Annotated in this window: 11 protein-coding genes, 2 tRNA genes and 2 rRNA genes; 10 read left to right on the top strand and 5 right to left on the bottom strand. The window is 64.4% G+C overall.

The genetic code is table 11. From position 1 onward, the window contains the following. Positions 1-53 precede the first annotated feature (53 nt). Positions 54-485 (top strand): CBS domain-containing protein, encoded by a 432-nt coding sequence (locus tag BDD16_RS07530; protein WP_179633374.1) that lies wholly within the window; start codon positions 54-56, stop codon positions 483-485. 85 nt (positions 486-570) lie between these two features. Continuing rightward, the gene (locus tag BDD16_RS07525) at positions 571-1,776 is read left to right on the top strand and encodes a CaiB/BaiF CoA transferase family protein (protein WP_179633373.1); all 1,206 of its coding nucleotides are present in this window, start codon (positions 571-573) and stop codon (positions 1,774-1,776) included. A gap of 12 nt (positions 1,777-1,788) precedes the next feature. Here the strand turns inward: BDD16_RS07525 and BDD16_RS07520 are convergent, their stop codons facing one another. From BDD16_RS07520 to BDD16_RS07510, 3 genes are all read right to left on the bottom strand, one after another. Continuing rightward, positions 1,789-2,277: a hypothetical protein gene (locus BDD16_RS07520; RefSeq protein ID WP_179633372.1), complete on the bottom strand. Its 489-nt coding sequence runs from the start codon at positions 2,275-2,277 to the stop codon at positions 1,789-1,791. 21 nt (positions 2,278-2,298) lie between these two features. Next, positions 2,299-3,339 carry a PEP-CTERM sorting domain-containing protein gene (locus BDD16_RS07515; protein WP_179633371.1) on the bottom strand — a complete coding sequence of 347 codons (1,041 nt, stop codon included), beginning with the start codon at positions 3,337-3,339 and terminating at the stop codon, positions 2,299-2,301. 192 nt (positions 3,340-3,531) lie between these two features. Continuing rightward, complete coding sequence (locus tag BDD16_RS07510; protein WP_179633370.1) at positions 3,532-3,774, bottom strand: hypothetical protein; 243 nt, start codon at positions 3,772-3,774, stop codon at positions 3,532-3,534. A gap of 188 nt (positions 3,775-3,962) precedes the next feature. Here BDD16_RS07510 and ftsH point away from each other — a divergent pair, with 188 nt between their 5' ends. Next, complete coding sequence (gene ftsH / locus BDD16_RS07505) at positions 3,963-5,783, top strand: ATP-dependent zinc metalloprotease FtsH (RefSeq protein WP_179633369.1); 1,821 nt, start codon at positions 3,963-3,965, stop codon at positions 5,781-5,783. Between the two features lie 53 nt (positions 5,784-5,836). Further along, complete coding sequence (locus BDD16_RS07500) at positions 5,837-6,262, top strand: carboxymuconolactone decarboxylase family protein (RefSeq protein WP_179633368.1); 426 nt, start codon at positions 5,837-5,839, stop codon at positions 6,260-6,262. A 16-nt stretch (positions 6,263-6,278) separates the two neighbouring features. Here the strand turns inward: BDD16_RS07500 and BDD16_RS07495 are convergent, their stop codons facing one another. Next, positions 6,279-6,740, bottom strand: a complete 462-nt coding sequence (locus BDD16_RS07495) for a cyanophycin metabolism-associated DUF1854 family protein (RefSeq protein WP_179633367.1) — start codon at positions 6,738-6,740, stop codon at positions 6,279-6,281. A 17-nt stretch (positions 6,741-6,757) separates the two neighbouring features. Beyond that, positions 6,758-9,046: a cyanophycin metabolism-associated ABC transporter gene (locus BDD16_RS07490; RefSeq protein ID WP_179633366.1), complete on the bottom strand. Its 2,289-nt coding sequence runs from the start codon at positions 9,044-9,046 to the stop codon at positions 6,758-6,760. Positions 9,047-9,240: 194 nt separating this feature from the next. Between BDD16_RS07490 and BDD16_RS07485 the strand changes: the two genes are divergently transcribed. From BDD16_RS07485 to BDD16_RS07460, 6 genes are all read left to right on the top strand, one after another. Beyond that, on the top strand, positions 9,241-11,406 hold the full coding sequence (locus BDD16_RS07485) for a cyanophycin synthetase (RefSeq protein ID WP_179633365.1): 2,166 nt from the start codon (positions 9,241-9,243) through the stop codon (positions 11,404-11,406). Between the two features lie 31 nt (positions 11,407-11,437). Beyond that, positions 11,438-14,029 (top strand): cyanophycin synthetase, encoded by a 2,592-nt coding sequence (gene cphA, locus BDD16_RS07480; protein ID WP_179633364.1) that lies wholly within the window; start codon positions 11,438-11,440, stop codon positions 14,027-14,029. Between the two features lie 371 nt (positions 14,030-14,400). Continuing rightward, positions 14,401-15,927 (top strand): 16S ribosomal RNA (locus tag BDD16_RS07475). Between the two features lie 119 nt (positions 15,928-16,046). Next, positions 16,047-16,123: transfer RNA gene (locus tag BDD16_RS07470), tRNA-Ile, on the top strand. Positions 16,124-16,137: 14 nt separating this feature from the next. Then, a tRNA-Ala gene (locus BDD16_RS07465) sits at positions 16,138-16,213 on the top strand. A gap of 357 nt (positions 16,214-16,570) precedes the next feature. Further along, positions 16,571-19,451, top strand: a 23S ribosomal RNA gene (locus BDD16_RS07460). Together the 16S and 23S rRNA genes with 2 tRNA genes alongside form the textbook arrangement of a ribosomal RNA operon. Positions 19,452-19,571: the final 120 nt, after the last annotated feature.

Here is a 19,571-nt window from a genome sequence, read left to right as displayed (position 1 = left end):
CGTCCGCCATGATGGTCGACGCCATTGAACGCACTCCGAAGGGGAACCACACCATGAGCACCGTCGCACAGATCCTGTCGTCCAAGCCCAGTCAGGCCGTTCACACCGTGCCGCCCGGCGCATCGGTGCGGGAGGCCATCGAGTTGATGGCCAGGCAGCGCATCGGCTCGCTGCTGATTGTCGATGGCGCGCGCATCCTGGGCATCTTCACGGAGCGCGACTATGCCCAGAAGGTCGAGGTGCGCGGGCGCACGTCCACCGGCACCCCGATCAGCGAGGTGATGACGCCGGACGTGATCTTCGTGACCCCGGCCACCACCAGCCAGGAATGCATGGCCCTGATGACCGGCCGGCGCCTGCGCCACCTGCCGGTGATGGACCAGGGCGCGCTGGTCGGGCTGATCTCGATCGGCGATCTGGTCAAGGACATCATCTCCGAGCAGCAGTTCGTGATCGCGCAGCTCGAAAGCTACATCCACAGCTGAGCCGCCACGGACAGGGCGGTTCTTCATGACGGGTCCATCGGGTGGCCCGTCGGGAACTTGAATGCCTGCGATGATCCCGACCGCCATGACGATGCCCACCCACACCCCACCCCAACCGCTGAACGGCCTGTGTGTCGTCGAGTTCACCCACATGGTGATGGGCCCGACCTGCGGCATGGTGCTGGCCGACATGGGCGCCGAGGTGATCAAGGTCGAACCGATCGACGGCGACCGCACGCGGCGCCTGCTCGGTGCCGGTTCGGGCTTCTTCCCGATGTTCAACCGCAACAAGAAGAGCATCGCGATCGACCTGCACCACCCGGAGGGCGCCGAGGTGGCGCGCCGGCTGGCGGCCAGCGCCGATGTCGTTGCCGAGAACTTCAAGCCCGGCACGATGGGCAAGTACGGCCTCGACTACGCCAGCCTGAGCGCCGTGAATCCCCGGATCATCTACGCCAGCCACAAGGGCTTCCTGCCCGGCCCCTACGACCACCGCACCGCGCTCGACGAGGTGGTGCAGATGATGGGCGGCCTGGCCTACATGACCGGCCGGCCGGGCGACCCGCTGCGTGCGGGCACCAGCGTCAACGACATCATGGGCGGGATGTTCGGCGCGATCGGTGTGCTCGGGGCCCTGATCCAGCGCGGCATCACCGGGCGTGGCATGGAGGTGCAGTCGGCGCTCTACGAGAACAACGTCTTCCTCGTCGGCCAGCACATGCTCCAGTACGCGGTGACCGGCCAGGCCGCCTCGCCGATGCCCGCCCGCGAAAGCCCCTGGGCAGTCTACGACGTGTTCACGGTGAAGGACGGCGAGCAGATCTTCCTGGCCGCGGTCAGCGACGCGCAGTGGAGGACGTTCTGCGATGCGCTCGGTTTCGCGGACCTGAAGGCCGACGTGGCGATCGCCACCAACAACCAGCGCGTGCGGGCGCGGCCGTGGCTGATGCCAGTGCTGCGCGAGCGGCTGGCGCAGCGCAGTGCAGCGGAGCTCGCCGGGACGATGGAGCGCGCCGGTCTGCCGTTCGCGCCGATCCGTCGGCCGCAAGACCTGCTGGAGGACCCGCACCTGCTCGCCACCGGCGGACTGGCCGACATGACGCTGCCGGATGGGGCCCGGGCCGGGCAGACCGTCAAGACCACGCTGTTTCCGATCACGATGGACGGCGAGCGGCTGGGCGTGCGCCTGCAGCCGCCACGCCTTGGCGAGCACACCCATGCGCTGCTGGAGCGCATCGGCTACGACGCGGCGCAGATCGACGGGCTGCGCACGCAGGCGGTGGTCGCCTGAAGCGGTGCCGGGTCAGCGCTGGACGGCGCGCGCGAAGGCCTGGTCCGCGAAGCGCACGAGGTCGGCCGGGGCGGCGGTGGCCGTGAAGCGCACGCACCGCTCCTGACCCGGCGACACGGCCACGCAGACACGGGTCGTCGGCTCGTCGCTGCGGTGCAGCCACTGGGTCTGCACCGTGCCGTCCTCGCGCAGGACGTACGAGGTCTGCACCGTCATCTGGCCCGGCAGGCTGAAGAACTGCAGCGCCTGCAGTGCCTCCAGCATCGCCAGCAGGTCGCCGCGCTGCGCCAGCACCGCGCCCGAGAATTCGAGGCTGCGCGCTGCGGCACCCGCCACCGGTCCGGCGGACCGCTCCAGACGCACCCGCAGGTCCTCGATGCGAAAGCTGCGGGGCAGCGCACCGGCGGCAGGCTCCGCCGCCGGTGCGGTCCCGGGCAGGCCGATCAGGCTGGCACAGAGCACGAGGCCGAGGGTGTTCGGGACAGCGGGGCGACGGGGCATGCCGGGATGGTCAGACGGTTGTCATGCGGTGGTGGTCCGGGTGCGACGGCGGCGCTGCAGACTGCCGATGACCCCCAGGCCGGCGAACATCATCGCCAGGCTTTCCGGTTCCGGCACGGCGGTGACGGCGGTGTAGCCCAGGTCCTGCATCATGCCGACCTCGATGGCGCTGTAGTCGCGTGCTGCGTTGCCGGTGCCCACGGCGTGCAGCATCATCATGCCGCCGTAGGCGGGATTGTCGGTGTCGAGGTGCGAGACGCTGCTGCCGTCGATCCAGGTGGTCGGCGAGTACAGCCCGACGAGCTGGTTGTTGTTGGCCGCGACGGCATGGGCGCCATTGAAGAACATGCCGGCCGCCGGGCTGGTGCCACCGATGCTGGCGGTGTTCCACACGCCGCTGTTGATGGCAAAACTGGCGTTGTTGACGGCGGCGTTGCCGTTCTTGTCCACCAGGAACTGGTCGTAGGTGCCCCAGTGGCCGGCGGTGCTGTTGCCGAACAGGTCGGTGCCGTTCTGGTTGATCAGCGAGGCAAACCCCAGGGCATGCGTGAACTCGTGGAAGGCGACGCCGTAGAAGTCGAACTGCCCGCCGGAGACCGGTGCATTGGCATCGAGCTGCCAGTTCTGGCCGAAGTTGAAGTTCACGGTGCCGTCCGCGCCGGCCCCGTTCAGATCGACGCCGGTCTGCAGCTTGGTGCTGATGACGCCCTGCAGATTGAAGCCGGCCAGTGCACCGCCGGCCAGACTGAGCTGGCTGCCTGCGGAGGCGAGGTTGCCGCTCAGCGGATCGTCGGTGGCGGTGGCGTCGAGCACGATGGTGCCCGAGTCGCTGAAGTGGCTGCCGAACATGCTGGAGAACAGCGAGGCGGCCGAGTTCAGCGCGGTCTGGCGGCTGGCGCCCGTGGTGGCATCGTTGAAGCCGGTCCCCGCCCCGTCGAGGAAGTTGAACTGGAAGCTGATCGCTGCCTGGGCAGTCGATCCGAAAGACAGGCCGACGGTGAGCAGGCCGCCAGTGAGCAGTGCACGGGCGAGCGTGTGGCGCGCCTTGGGCTGGATGGACATGTGAGAACCCCGCAGTTGTGAATCGATCGCCCGAAAATCGGGTGCAAGCATTGCGGGACTGATCGTTTCACGCGCATTCGGCGCGGGGTACATCCAGGTGCGGGGGCCGGGCCGCGCCGGCCTTGCCAACGGGGCCGAACACGGCCCCTCATTCAAAGGTGGTGTGGGCTGGTGCCGACGCCCGACCTGCTGTCAGCGCTGCTGCGCCAGGATCTCGTCCAGTTCCTTGCAGCTGGGCGCGCAGACCTTCTGCGGCCGTCCGAGCACCTGCCGGCTCTTGAGCATGGCCTGCGGCCGGTGCTTGCCGCACAGCAGGCAGGACATCGTCCCGCCGACAAACGCGCCCTTGCCGCCAAAGGGCGAGCCGGCCGATTTGCTCTTGTAGCGCAGCCCCTTCGGATCGATCACTGTTTTCTCGTCGTCGTCATCAAGCATGGTGGTGGAGGCGCGGTGGTGATCGTTGAACAGTCCCCCCTGCGACGCGGGGATTGACTTGAGTCAGGTCGGGCGACGGCCACCGTGAAACCATGGCGCCGTCGGTGCATGCGCTCTGTCACATGCATTGGACCACGCTTGCGCCCCGTGCGAGCGCTCGGCCACCCCGCGCTGGAGATCGGCAAGACATGGACAAGAAACACACCTGGAATGTCGGCTACTGGCTGGTCGCGCTGATGCTGCTGTCCCTGGTGCAGGACCTCTGGCACCAGGTCGGCGAGATCGAGGCCGTGTCCTACAGCGCGTTCGAGAAGGCGCTGGCCGAGGGCCGCGTCGCCGAGGTCACCATCACCGACCAGGCGATCACCGGTCGCCTGAAGGTGGCCGATGGCACGCGGACCCTGCTGGTGGCGACACGGGTCGAGCCGGAGCTGGCGGCACGGCTGGAGAAGTTCGGCGTGCCCTACACCCGGGTGGTCGCCAACACCTTCCTGCGCGACCTGCTGTCGTGGATCGTGCCGGGGGCCGTGTTCTTCGGGCTCTGGTACTTCGTGTTCCGGCGCTTCGCCAGCCAGCAGGGCGGGCTGGGCGGTTTCATGTCGATCGGCAAGAGCCGGGCCAAGGTCTATGTCGAGACGAACACCGGGGTGACCTTCGCCGACGTGGCCGGGGTCGACGAGGCCAAGGCGGAACTGGAGGAGGTGGTCGATTTCCTGCAGCACCCGCAGGAGTACGGCCGGCTCGGCGCCCACATCCCGAAGGGCGTGCTGCTGGTCGGGCCGCCGGGGACAGGCAAGACGCTGCTGGCCAAGGCGGTGGCGGGGCAGGCCGGGGTGGCGTTCTTCTCGATCTCGGGCAGCGAGTTCGTCGAGATGTTCGTCGGGGTCGGCGCGGCGCGGGTGCGCGACCTGTTCGAGCAGGCGCGCCAGCTGGCCCCGGCGATCATCTTCATCGACGAGCTGGATGCGCTGGGCCGGGCCCGCGGCGCGTTTCCGGGCCTCGGTGGCCACGACGAGAAGGAACAGACGCTCAACCAGCTGCTGGTCGAGATGGACGGCTTCGACACCTCGGTCGGCCTGATCATCCTGGCCGCCACCAACCGGCCGGAGATCCTGGACCCCGCGCTGCTGCGTGCGGGGCGCTTCGACCGGCAGGTGCTGGTCGACCGGCCGGACAAGCTCGGCCGCATCGACATCCTGAAGGTGCATGTGCGCAAGGTGCACCTGGCCGCGCAGGTCGCGCTCGACGAGGTGGCGGCGCTGACGCCGGGGTTCAGTGGCGCCGATCTGGCCAATCTGGTCAACGAGGCGGCACTGCTGGCGACCCGGCGCAAGGCGACCGAGGTCACGCTGGCGGACTTCACCGCGGCAATCGAGCGCATCGTCGCCGGGCTGGAGAAGCGCAACCGCCTGCTCATTCCCCGCGAGCGCGAGGCGGTGGCCTTCCACGAGATGGGCCACGCGCTGGTGGCGCTGGCGCAGCCGGGGACCGATCCGGTGCACAAGGTGTCGATCATCCCGCGCGGCGTCGGCGCGCTCGGCTACACGCTGCAGCGCCCGACCGAGGACCGCTACCTGATGACCCGCCACGAACTGGAACGCAAGATCGCCGTGCTGCTGGGCGGGCGCGCCGCGGAGAAGCTGGTGTTCGGCGAGCTGTCGACCGGCGCGGCCGACGATCTGGCCAAGGCCACCGACATCGCCCGGGACATGGTGACCCGCTACGGCATGGACGAGGGACTGGGCTACATCGCCTACGAGACGGCCCGTGCGCCGATGCTCGACGGGCTGCCGACGGCGCCGCACGAGCACGGGGTGTCCGAGGACACGCGCCGCCGCATCGACGAGGCCATCCGCGGCATCGTGATGGCGGGCTTCGATCGCGCGACGGCGATCCTGGTGGCGCACCGTGCCGTGCTCGACCGCAGTGCCCGGGCCCTGCTCGAACGGGAGACCCTGGACGAGGCCGCCCTCGTCGCGCTGACGGCCGATCTGCCGCGCGACGGCTGAGATACTGCGCGGCGGTTCTCCCCTTCAACGCACGCAACGTCTACCGAATTGCCATGGCTGATGCCGATTTCGACTCCGATTCCAGTTCCACGGTTCGCTCCCCCGGCGAACAGCGCCGCCGCCAGGTGATGGGCGATGTCTTCGTCGACCGCGCGCTGGCGCTGGCCGACGACTTCTCGCGCCCGCTGCAGGCCCATGTCAACGACCACGCCTGGGGCTCGACCTGGCTGCGCGACGGGCTGGAGCTGAAGCAGCGCAGCCTGTGCACGGTGGCGATGCTGGCCGCACTGGGCCGGAGTCAGGAACTCAAGGGCCACCTGCGCGGCGCGGTGAACAACGGCGCGACGCTGCGGGAGCTGCGCGAGGTGCTGCTGCACGTGGCGCCGTACGCGGGCGCGCCGGCAGCGATCGAGGCCTTCCGCGCCGCCAGGGAGTGGATGGCCGACAACGGCCTGCAGTTCGACGAGCAGGCCGACTGACCTGCCGCCCGGCGCTTCAGAGGAAGCGCTCCATCAGCTTGCGCGAGGGGCGGTCCAGTGCCGCCATGTCGCGCACCGAGAAGACGATGCCGTGGCCGCTGGTGATCAGCAGCCGGCCGCGCTCGGGCAGGCGGCGGATGTCCTCCTCGACCTTGAGCACGAGCGTGGTCGGGCCGCGGTCGGTCTCCACGGTCCAGGTGCTGGGGGTCGAGAAGGTGGACACCGCCACCACGCGCCGGATCTCGGGCATGAACTCGCGGTGCGCCAGTTCTTCCTCGATCAGCTGGCGCTGGCGCTCGGGCAGGGCGTCGAGCCGGTCGACCCAGACCAGCTCATGCCCTTCGGCGCTGACGAGGGACAGGCCGGCATCCGGCGCGGTGACCGGAAAGGCGCGCACGGGCGTGACGCCGTGGTGGGTGGCGCCGTCTTCGCCGGTGTAGACGAGGCGACCGCTGGGGTGGCGTTCAAGCAGGAACATGGGGCGGCTCGTCGGGTTCAGGAGGCAGCTTGGCCGTGGGCGGACGGCTGCGGGATCTGGTGGGCGAGCAGGTTCTGGTCGTGCTCGGAGTCGCCGTCCTCGTCGGCCGCATCGGTGCGGCGCGCCTGGGCTTCGTAGAGGCGGAAGTAGTGGCCTTGCGCCGCCATCAGCTCGTCGTGCGTGCCGACCTCGACCACCGCGCCGCGGTCCATCACCACCAGCCGGTCCGCCTTGCGCAGCGTGGACAGGCGGTGGGCGATGGCGATCGTCGTGCGGCCCTGGACGAGGTTGTCGAGCGCCTTCTGGATCTCGCGCTCGGTCTCGGTGTCGACGCTGGCGGTGGCCTCGTCGAGGATCAGCAGGCGCGGGTTGATCAGCAGCGCGCGGGCGATGGAGATGCGCTGGCGCTCGCCGCCCGAGAGGCCCTGGCCGCGCTCGCCGACCAGCGAGTCGTAGCCTTGCGGCAGGCGCAGGATGAAGTCGTGGGCGTGCGCGGCGCGGGCGGCGGCAATGATCTGCGCGCGCGTGGCGCCGGGCAGACCGTAGGCGATGTTCTCGGCGATGGTGCCGAAGAACAGGAAGGGCTCCTGCAGCACGAGACCGATGTGGCGGCGGTAGTCGGCCACGGCGAAGCGGCGGATGTCGGTGCCATCGACGCGGATCGAGCCATCGGTCACGTCGTAGAAGCGGCAGATCAGGTTGACCAGCGTGCTCTTGCCCGAACCCGAATGCCCGACCAGACCGATCATCTCGCCGGGCCGGATGTCCAGGCTCATGCCGCGGATCACCGAGCGGCTGCCGTAGCGGAAGCCGATGTTGTCGAGCCGCACGGCGCCCTGCAGCTGGCCGGTCGGCACGGGCTGGTCGGGTTCCGGGACGTTGGAGACGTGGTCGAGCACGTCGAAGATGCGCTTGGCGCCAGCGGCGGCCTTCTGCGTCACCGAGACGATGCGGCTCATCGAGTCGAGCCGGCCGTAGAAGCGGCCGATGTAGGCGAGGAAGGCGGTCAGCACGCCGACCGTGATGTCGCCCTTGCTGACCTGCCAGATGCCGAAGCCCCAGACCACCAGCAGACCGACGTCGGTCAGCAGCGTCACGGTCGGCGTGAACAGGCTCCAGGTCTTGTTCAGGCGGTCGTTGACAGCGAGGTTGGCCTGGTTCGCTTCGTGGAAGCGCTTCGATTCGCGCGCTTCCTGCGCGAAGGCCTTGACCACGCGCACGCCGGGGATGGTGTCGGCCAGCACATTGGTCACGTCGCCCCAGACACGGTCGATCTTCTCGAAGCCGGTGCGCAGCCGGTCGCGCACCAGGTGGATCATCCAGGCGATGAAGGGCAGTGGCAGCAGCGTCACCAAGGCCAGCCATGGATTCACCGAGAACAGGATCACCGAGGTCATGCCCAGCATCAGCACGTCGGTGGCGAAGTCGAGCGCGTGCAGCGACAGGAACACCGAGAGGCGGTCGGTCTCGGAGCCGATGCGGGCGATCAGGTCGCCCGTGCGCTTGGCCCCGAAGTAATCGAGCGACAGGCCGAGCAGGTGGTCGAACGCGGTCGTGCGCAGGTCGGCGGCGATGCGCTCGGAGACGATGGCCAGCAGCCAGGTCCGCGCCCAGCCGAGTCCCCAGGCGAGCAGCCCGGCGCCGAGCAGCCCGAGCAGCAGCTGCACCACGTAGGCGGGGTCGATCTGGTGCCCGTTCTGGAACGGGATCAGCACGTTGTCCATCAGCGGGATGGTCAGGTAGGGCGGCACCAGCGTCGCGGCGGTCGACGCCAGCGTCAGCAGGAAGCCGGCCAGCAGCTTCCACTGGTAAGGCTTCGCGAAGCGCCACAGCCGCAGCAGCACCCAGGTCGACGGCGGCGTGGACAGCTCGCGGGTGCAGACGGCGCACTCGTCGCTGTCGGGGGGCAGCGGGGCGTGGCAGGTCGGGCAGGTGGTGGGGTCGTGGTCGTCGTCGTGTGCGTGGACGGCGGGACTGCGCAGTGCCTCGCACTGGCGCTCGAACTGCCGCACCAGCCGCAGTGCCTGCACGTTCTGCCCCAGCGTGAACCGCCAGACGGCGCGCTGGCTGTGCGGATCGTGCAGTTCGAGCGTGCCGACACCGGCATGGTCGTGGTGCCGCAGCGACCAGGTGTCGTCCAGCGGCCAGACGCCGGCCCAGTCGGAGGCCCCTGCCCGCGCCCACAGCAGACGGCGATTCGTCACCACGAGGGTGCTGCGGGAGAAGTGCAGGGCCGCGTCGAGGTCAACCTCCAGCACGCCCATGACGTTCTCTTCCGGGAGAAGTCGGGTGGGAAGATCGGCCATCGGGGCGTTGGCAGGATGTGAATGCATGGAGTCTTGTTCTCGGGGATGCCGAATTCTGGCGCAAGCCATCCCGCTCAGATTTATTCAGATGAACGCTGCATTGATTCAACGGACCGTGAATGAAGGACGATGACTTGACGCAAGGAACGTTGTGCACAATCAACCCCTTGAGCCCAACACCAGCTCGGCAGGACATGACCAAGAAAGAAAACATCGCGCTGCAGCGCATCACCTATCTGCGTGGCCCCAATGTCTGGACCTACCGTCCGGTGCTGGAGGTCTGGCTGGATCTGGGTGAGCTGGAGGACTGGCCTTCGCACCAGCTGCCCGGATTCAACGACCGGTTGACGACACTGCTGCCGGCGCTGATCGAACACCACTGCGGTGTCGGCGAGCGTGGCGGTTTTCTGCAGCGCCTGCAGGAAGGCACCTGGATGGGCCATGTGCTGGAGCACGTGGTCATCGAGTTGCTGAACCTCGCCGGCATGCCGACCGGTTTCGGCCAGACGCGCAGCACCTCGCGGCACGGCGTCTACCGCATGGTGTTCCGGGCCCGCGACGAACAGGTGGCGCGCACTGCACTGGCGGAAGGCCATGCGCTGCTGATGGCGGCGATCAACAGCGAGGCCTTCGATGTGCCCGCCGCGGTCGAGCGGGTGCGCGAGAAGATCGACGACTGCTACCTCGGCCCGAGCACGGCCAGCATCGTCGGTGCTGCCACCGACCGGCGCATTCCCCACATCCGCCTGAACGACGGCAACCTGGTGCAGATCGGCTACGGTGCCGCCCAGCGCCGCATCTGGACGGCCGAGACCGACCTCACCAGCGCGATCGCCGAAGGCATCGCTGGTGACAAGGACCTGACCAAGACGCTGCTGAAGGCCTGCGGCGTGCCGGTGCCCGAGGGCGCGGTGGCACGCGATGCCGACGCCGCCTGGGACGAGGCGCAGGACATCGGTCTGCCCGTGGTGGTGAAGCCGACCGACGCGAACCATGGTCGTGGTGTCAGCCTGGACCTGAATACCCGCGAGGAAGTCATGGCGGCCTGGGCCGTGGCCGATGCCGAAGGCAGCGAGGTCATCGTCGAGCGCTACATCCGCGGCGACGAGCACCGGCTGCTGGTCGTCGGTGGCCAGGTGGTGGCCGCGGCGCGGGGCGAGAGCCTGTGGGTCACCGGCGACGGTGTCTCCACCATCACGCAGCTGATCGACCGCCAGCTCAACACCGATCCCCGCCGTGGCGATGCCGAGGAGTTCCCCCTCGAAACCATCCGTCTGGAGCGCGAGCCGGTGACCCGGCTGCTGCTGGAGCGCCAGGGACTGGTCGGCCCGGATGCCGTGCCGGCCGCAGGGCGTGCCGTGCTGGTCCAGCGCAATGGCAATGTCGCGATCGACTGCACCGATGTCGTCCACCCCGACGTGGCCAGCCAGGTCGGGCTGGCGGCGCGCGTGGTGGGGCTGGACATCGCCGGTGTCGATCTGGTGACGGCCGACATCCGCCGCCCGCTGCACGAGACCGGGGGCGCGATCGTCGAGGTCAACGCCGGCCCCGGCCTGCTGATGCACCTCAAGCCGGCCGAGGGCATGCCGCGCCCCGTGGGCCGCGACATCGTCAACCACCTCTTCGGCGAGGAAGACAGTGGCCGCATTCCCGTGGTCGGCGTGGCCGGCTCGCAGGGCACGGCGGACATCGCGCAGCTCGTGGCGTGGCTGGTCCACCTGAGCGGCAAGCACGTCGGTCTGGCCTGCCGCGACGGGCTGTTCCTGGCCGGTCGCCGGGTCGGCCGTGGCGACTGCGCCAACTGGGCCAGCGGCCACCGCCTGCTGATGAACCGCGAAGTGCAGACCGTGGTGATCGAGAACGGGGCGTCCACCATCCTTGACGATGGCCTGCCGTACGACCGCTGCCATGTCGGCGTCGTCACGGACCTGGGGGGCGCCGAGGCGCTGACTCGCCACGACATCCGCGACACCGAGCAGATGCCGCGCGTGATGCGCACCCAGGTCGATGTCGTGCTGCCGGAGGGTGCAGCCGTCCTGAACGCCGATGACGAGCGCATCGCCGACATGGCCCGCCTGTCCGATGGCGAGGTGCTGTTCTACAGCCTGCTCGCAGAGGACAACGAGGCGGTGGCGGCGCACCGGGCGCAGGGCGGTCGCGCGGTTCTGCTGCGGTCGTCGCGGGTCGTGCTGGTCAACGGCGCGGCCGAAGTGGTCTGTGTCGATCTGCAGCGGCGGCGCATTGCGCTGGCGCCGTCGACCGTGCTGGCTGCAGTGGCGGCATGCTGGGCGCTGGGCATCGCGCCCGAACTGATGGCCGCCGGCCTCGAAACTTTCGCATCGAGCCCGACACGCTCGTGATTCCCACTCCTGACCGGACCGTGACCCTCTGATGGACGTTTCACGCATTCGGGCCCTGCGCGGCCCCAACCTCTGGAGCCGCCACACGGCGGTCGAGGCCATCGTCTCGTGTGCCGACAACGAGCGCGCGATCGCCCGGCTGCCCGGCTTCGAGGCCCGCCTGCGCGCGCGCTTCCCCGGCATCGGTGCCGTGCCGGCAGGCGCACAGCGCGGAGACATTTCTCTGGCACATGTGCTGGAAACCGCGACGCTGGCGCTGCAGGCGCAGGCCGGCTGCCCGGTCACCTTCAGCCGCACCTCGGCCACGCTCGAAGCGGGGGTCTACCAGGTCGTCGTCGAGTACAGCGAGGAAGACGTCGGTCGGCTGGCGCTGGAGCTGGCCGAGCAGCTGGTCCAGGCCACGCTGTCCGGCGAAGCGTTCGATGTGACCGCCGCCATCGCCCGCCTGCGCGAGATCGACGAGGACGTGCGCCTCGGCCCGAGCACCGGCGCGATCGTGTCGGCGGCGGTGGCCCGCGGCATTCCGTACCGGCGCCTGACGCAAGGCAGTCTGGTGCAGTTCGGCTGGGGCTCGCGCCAGCGCCGCATCCAGGCCGCCGAGGTCGATTCCACCAGCGCCGTCTCCGAGTCCATCGCCCAGGACAAGGACCTGACCAAGAAGCTGCTGCACGCGGCCGGGGTGCCGGTGCCGATCGGGCGTCCGGCCTCGTCGGTCGACGATGCCTGGGAGATCGCCTGCGAGATCGGGCTGCCGGTGGTGCTCAAGCCGCTCGACGGCAACCAGGGCAAGGGCGTGACGGTGAACATCGTGGACCGCGCGCACCTGGAACTGGCGTACGCCGCCGCCGCCGAGATTGGCGAAGTGCTGGTCGAGAAGTACCTGCCGGGCAGCGATTTCCGCATGCTCGTCGTCGGGCACCAGCTCGTGGCGGCGGCTCGCCGCGATCCGCCGCATGTGATCGGTGACGGCGTCCACACCGTGCGCGAGCTGGTCGATGCGGTCAACGCCGATCCGCGCCGTGGTGACGGCCATGCGACCTCGCTGACCAAGATCCGCTTCGACGACATCGCGGTCGCGCGCCTGACGATGCAGCACCTCACGCCGACGTCGGTGCCCGAGCAGGGCCAGCGCGTCAGCCTGCGCAACAACGCCAACCTGAGCACGGGCGGCTCCGCCACCGACGTGACCGACGATGTCCATCCCGAGGTCGCGGCGCGTGCCGTGGCCGCGGCCCAGATGATCGGGCTGCACATCTGCGGCGTCGACGTGGTGTGCGAGAGTGTGCTGCGTCCGCTGGAAGAGCAGGACGGGGGCATTGTCGAAGTCAACGCGGCGCCGGGCCTGCGCATGCACCTGTCCCCGTCCTACGGCAAGGGCCGCCCGGTCGGGGAGGCCATGATCGGCCACCTCTATGCGCCGGGCGACGATGGGCGCATTCCCGTGATTGCGGTCACCGGCACCAACGGCAAGACGACCACCGCCCGCCTGATCACGCACCTGTTCGCCACCAGCGGCCTGCGCGTGGGCATGACCAACACCGACGGCGTCTACGTCAATGGCCGCCAGATCGACAGCGGCGACTGCAGCGGCCCGCGCAGCGCGCGCAATGTGCTGATGCATCCGGACGTCGACGCCGCGGTGTTCGAGACGGCACGCGGTGGCGTGTTGCGCGAGGGCCTGGGCTTCGACCGCTGCCAGGTGGCGGTGGTCACCAACATCGGCGCTGGCGACCACCTGGGCCTGAACTACATCACCACGGTCGAGGATCTGGCCGTGCTGAAGCGGGTGATCGTGCAGAACGTGGCGACCAGTGGCTACGCCGTGCTCAATGCGGCCGACCCGATCGTCGTCACGATGGCAGCGACCTGCCCGGGACAGGTGATCTTCTTCGCCGCCGACCGGCAGCACCCGGTCATGGCCACCCACCGTGCGCAAGGCAAGCGCTGCATCTATATAGACCAGGAGCATCTGGTCGCGGCGCAGGGGGCCCGGCGCGAACTGATCGCGCTGCGCGACATCCCCATCACCCGCAACGGCAGCATCGGCTTCCAGGTCGAGAACGTCATGGCGTCTGTCGCTGCCGTGTGGGGTGCCGGACTGGACTGGGATTCGATTCGCCGGGGACTGGCGAGTTTCGTCAACGACTCCGACAACGCGCCGGGTCGCTTCAATGTCATGGACTACCGTGGCGCCACCGTGATCGCCGACTATGGCCACAACCCGGACGCGATGCGGGCACTGGTCAGCGCCGTCGAGGCGCTGCCGGCGCAACGGCGCTCGGTGGTCATCAGCGGTGCGGGTGATCGCCGGGACCAGGACATCCGCGAACAGACGCAGATCCTGGGCGGTGCGTTCGACGACGTGATCCTCTATCAGGATGCCTGTCAGCGCGGCCGGGAAGATGGCGAGGTGATCGGGTTGCTGCGGGAAGGGTTGGGCAATGCCACGCGCACGACCCGGATCGACGAGATTCGCGGCGAGTTCCTGGCCATCGACACCGCACTGGATCGGCTGGAGCCGGGGGACCTCTGTCTGGTGCTGGTCGACCAGGTCGAAGAGGCACTCGCCTACCTGTCCCGGCGCATCAAGGGTGGGGCTGCGGAGTCTGCCGAGACCCCCTGAAAAATTTCCACCCAAATTGCTTGCGCTGCATTGATTGTTCGATCTAAAATCGATGTCTTCGCTGCAAACAACTGGTTTGTGTGCAGCGAGCAGCAGGTAATGCGACTGCCGGTTTGTTCGGCGAGTAAAGACCCTGCGATCAGTAATGACTTGACAGAGTTTCGAAAGCGGAAGATAATCTCGCTTCTGTGCTGATAACTGCTTCGGTAGTCCAGTGCACCGGGTAACCGGATTGTTCTTTAAAAATTAACAGCCGATAAGCGTGGGCGTTTGAAGGCGAGTGCCTGGTCGCAAGACCGGTCTCTTGGACCTTAAACGCTCATGGAAAATTTGAAGTGAAGTTCACTTCAATTCCTTGAGAACACAAGATCGAACTGAAGAGTTTGATCCTGGCTCAGATTGAACGCTGGCGGTATGCCTTACACATGCAAGTCGAACGGTAGAGGAGCAATCCTCGAGAGTGGCGAACGGGTGAGTAATACATCGGAACGTGCCCAGTCGTGGGGGATAACGTAGCGAAAGCTACGCTAATACCGCATACGACCCGAGGGTGAAAGCGGGGGACTCGCAAGAGCCTCGCGCGATTGGAGCGGCCGATGGCAGATTAGGTAGTTGGTGGGGTAAAGGCCCACCAAGCCTGCGATCTGTAGCTGGTCTGAGAGGACGACCAGCCACACTGGGACTGAGACACGGCCCAGACTCCTACGGGAGGCAGCAGTGGGGAATTTTGGACAATGGGCGAAAGCCTGATCCAGCCATACCGCGTGCGGGAAGAAGGCCTTCGGGTTGTAAACCGCTTTTGTCAGGGAAGAAATACTCCGGGCTAATACCCTGGGGTGATGACGGTACCTGAAGAATAAGCACCGGCTAACTACGTGCCAGCAGCCGCGGTAATACGTAGGGTGCAAGCGTTAATCGGAATTACTGGGCGTAAAGCGTGCGCAGGCGGTTCTATAAGACAGATGTGAAATCCCCGGGCTCAACCTGGGAACTGCATTTGTGACTGTAGAGCTAGAGTACGGTAGAGGGGGATGGAATTCCGCGTGTAGCAGTGAAATGCGTAGATATGCGGAGGAACACCGATGGCGAAGGCAATCCCCTGGACCTGTACTGACGCTCATGCACGAAAGCGTGGGGAGCAAACAGGATTAGATACCCTGGTAGTCCACGCCCTAAACGATGTCAACTGGTTGTTGGGAGGGTTTCTTCTCAGTAACGAAGCTAACGCGTGAAGTTGACCGCCTGGGGAGTACGGCCGCAAGGTTGAAACTCAAAGGAATTGACGGGGACCCGCACAAGCGGTGGATGATGTGGTTTAATTCGATGCAACGCGAAAAACCTTACCTACCCTTGACATGTCTGAAATCCTGCAGAGATGTGGGAGTGCTCGAAAGAGAATCAGAACACAGGTGCTGCATGGCCGTCGTCAGCTCGTGTCGTGAGATGTTGGGTTAAGTCCCGCAACGAGCGCAACCCTTGTCATTAGTTGCTACGAAAGGGCACTCTAATGAGACTGCCGGTGACAAACCGGAGGAAGGTGGGGATGACGTCAGGTCCTCATGGCCCTTATGGGTAGGGCTACACACGTCATACAATGGCCGGTACAGAGGGCTGCCAACCCGCGAGGGGGAGCCAATCCCAGAAAACCGGTCGTAGTCCGGATCGCAGTCTGCAACTCGACTGCGTGAAGTCGGAATCGCTAGTAATCGCGGATCAGCTTGCCGCGGTGAATACGTTCCCGGGTCTTGTACACACCGCCCGTCACACCATGGGAGCGGGTCTCGCCAGAAGTAGTTAGCCTAACCGCAAGGAGGGCGATTACCACGGCGGGGTTCGTGACTGGGGTGAAGTCGTAACAAGGTAGCCGTATCGGAAGGTGCGGCTGGATCACCTCCTTTCTGGAAAATGACGAAGCAACCTGGAAGGTCCTAGGATCATCCTGGTCAGCCAAGTCCAAACTGGTGCTCGAATTCTTGCGCCCACACTTATCGGTTGTTACGACAGATGCAGAAGATTGGGGTCTGTAGCTCAGTCGGTTAGAGCACCGTCTTGATAAGGCGGGGGTCGTTGGTTCGAATCCAACCAGACCCACCACCGGTCATCAAGAAGGGGGATTAGCTCAGCTGGGAGAGCACCTGCTTTGCAAGCAGGGGGTCGTCGGTTCGATCCCGTCATCCTCCACCATTCTTCTGTAGTTCCTCTAGAGCAGACCTGAGCGCTTGTCGTCAAGCGTTCAGGTCTGCCTTTGAGAAAAGGCTGTTGTTCTTTAAAAATTCGTAGAGTCGAATCAGCGTTGCTGATGGAAAGCGAGCATGCATCCTTCGGGGTGGCGTGTGAGCACCGTGCCATCAGTAACGCATTGATTGCGTCAACAGACTTCAACCGTGAAAAGACTGGTTGTGGAGCGATCCGCAGCCAGGCAAAAAAGCGAGTTGGAAAGTACGGCGAACGTGAATACTCAAATATCGGCACCAGCTTAGTCGCTGGGTGTCGGTGAAAGTCCTTGACGATGTCGGTTTGTCACCGATGTCAAAGTTATAGGGTCAAGTGACTAAGTGCATGTGGTGGATGCCTTGGCGATTACAGGCGATGAAGGACGTGATAGCCTGCGAAAAGCTTCGGGGAGCTGGCAAATTAGCTTTGATCCGGAGATATCCGAATGGGGAAACCCACCCGCAAGGGTATTGCATGCTGAATACATAGGCATGCAAGGCGAACCCGGCGAACTGAAACATCTCAGTAGCTGGAGGAAAAGACATCAACCGAGATTCCGAGAGTAGTGGCGAGCGAAATCGGAAGAGCCTGTGCGTTTTAGCAGTCGACTTATCAGAACGGAATGGAAAGTCCGGCCATAGCGGGTGATAGCCCCGTATGAGAAAAGTTGGCTGTGGAACTGAGCGTACGACAAGTAGGGCGGGACACGTGTAATCCTGTCTGAATATGGGGGGACCATCCTCCAAGGCTAAATACTCGTAATCGACCGATAGTGAACAAGTACCGTGAGGGAAAGGCGAAAAGAACCCCGGGAGGGGAGTGAAATAGATCCTGAAACCGCATGCATACAAAAAGTAGGAGCCTGGAAACGGGTGACTGCGTACCTTTTGTATAATGGGTCAGCGACTTACATTCAGTGGCGAGCTTAACCGATTAGGGTAGGCGCAGGGAAACCGAGTCCGAATAGGGCGAATCAGTCGCTGGGTGTAGACCCGAAACCAAGTGATCTATCCATGGCCAGGATGAAGGTGCGGTAACACGCACTGGAGGTCCGAACCGACTAGTGTTGCAAAACTAGCGGATGAGCTGTGGATAGGGGTGAAAGGCTAAACAAACTTGGAAATAGCTGGTTCTCTCCGAAAACTATTTAGGTAGTGCCTCAAGTATTACCATCGGGGGTAGAGCACTGTTATGGCTAGGGGGTCATGGCGACTTACCAAACCATTGCAAACTCCGAATACCGATGAGTACAGCTTGGGAGACAGAGCACCGGGTGCTAACGTCCGGACTCAAGAGGGAAACAACCCAGACCGCCAGCTAAGGTCCCCAAAATTGGCTAAGTGGGAAACGAAGTGGGAAGGCTAAAACAGTCAGGATGTTGGCTTAGAAGCAGCCATCATTTAAAGAAAGCGTAATAGCTCACTGATCGAGTCGTCCTGCGCGGAAGATGTAACGGGGCTCAAGCCAGTTACCGAAGCTGCGGATGCACAGTTTACTGTGCGTGGTAGGAGAGCGTTCTGTAAGCCTGTGAAGGTGTCTTGTGAAGGATGCTGGAGGTATCAGAAGTGCGAATGCTGACATGAGTAGCGTTAAAGGGGGTGAAAAGCCCCCTCGCCGTAAGCGCAAGGTTTCCTACGCAACGTTCATCGGCGTAGGGTGAGTCGGCCCCTAAGGCGAGGCAGAGATGCGTAGCTGATGGGAAACAGGTGAATATTCCTGTACCGATTACAAGTGCGATGTGGGGACGGAGAAGGTTAGCTCAGCCGGGTGTTGGATGTCCCGGTTCAAGCGTGTAGTCATGCCCCTTAGGCAAATCCGGGGGGCTTAGATGAGGCGTGATAACGAGTCTGCTTGCAGACGAAGTGAGTGATACCCTGCTTCCAGGAAAAGCCACTAAGCTTCAGCTTGTAACGACCGTACCGCAAACCGACACTGGTGCGCGAGATGAGTATTCTAAGGCGCTTGAGAGAACTCTGGAGAAGGAACTCGGCAAATTGACACCGTAACTTCGGAAGAAGGTGTGCCTTTGGTAGGTGAACCATTTACTTGGGGAGCTGATAAAGGTCGCAGAGAATCGGTGGCTGCAACTGTTTAATAAAAACACAGCACTCTGCAAAGACGAAAGTCGACGTATAGGGTGTGACGCCTGCCCGGTGCTGGAAGATTAAATGATGGGGTGCAAGCTCTTGACTGAAGTCCCAGTAAACGGCGGCCGTAACTATAACGGTCCTAAGGTAGCGAAATTCCTTGTCGGGTAAGTTCCGACCTGCACGAATGGCGTAATGATGGCCACACTGTCTCCTCCAGAGACTCAGCGAAGTTGAAATGTTTGTGATGATGCAATCTCCCCGCGGAAAGACGGAAAGACCCCATGAACCTTTACTGTAGCTTTACATTGGACTTTGAACAGATCTGTGTAGGATAGGTGGGAGGCTTTGAAGTGAGGACGCTAGTTCTCATGGAGCCAACGTTGAAATACCACCCTGGTGTGTTTGAGGTTCTAACCTTGGCCCGTTATCCGGGTTGGGGACAGTGTATGGTGGGCAGTTTGACTGGGGCGGTCTCCTCCCAAAGTGTAACGGAGGAGTTCGAAGGTACGCTAAATACGGTCGGAAATCGTGTTGATAGTGCATTGGCATAAGCGTGCTTGACTGCGAGACTGACAAGTCGAGCAGGTACGAAAGTAGGACAAAGTGATCCGGTGGTTCTGTATGGAAGGGCCATCGCTCAACGGATAAAAGGTACTCTGGGGATAACAGGCTGATACCGCCCAAGAGTTCATATCGACGGCGGTGTTTGGCACCTCGATGTCGGCTCATCTCATCCTGGGGCTGTAGCCGGTCCCAAGGGTATGGCTGTTCGCCATTTAAAGAGGTACGTGAGCTGGGTTTAAAACGTCGTGAGACAGTTTGGTCCCTATCTTCCGTGGGCGCTGCAAGATTGAGAGAGCCTGCTCCTAGTACGAGAGGACCGGAGTGGACGCACCTCTGGTGTACCGGTTGTCACGCCAGTGGCATCGCCGGGTAGCTATGTGCGGAAGAGATAACCGCTGAAAGCATCTAAGCGGGAAACTCGTCTCAAGATGAGTCTTGCCGGGGCCTTGAGCCCCCTGAAGAGTCGTTCAAGACCAGGACGTTGATAGGCTGGGTGTGGAAGCGCAGTAATGCGTTAAGCTAACCAGTACTAATTGCTCGTGAGGCTTGACCCTATAACTTTGACATCAAAGTCAAAGCAGTATTCAGTGAACCGTACTTGACAAGTCTGTGCGTACAACCAGCTTGTACAACGCAATCAATACCAGATTCGACTCTGCGAATTCCTGCTCAGC

This window comes from Sphaerotilus montanus (assembly GCF_013410775.1).
GTDB classification, from domain to species: domain Bacteria; phylum Pseudomonadota; class Gammaproteobacteria; order Burkholderiales; family Burkholderiaceae_C; genus Sphaerotilus; species Sphaerotilus montanus.
Note: the sequence above shows the minus strand (reverse complement) of the source record. Positions and strands in the feature narration are given on the sequence as shown.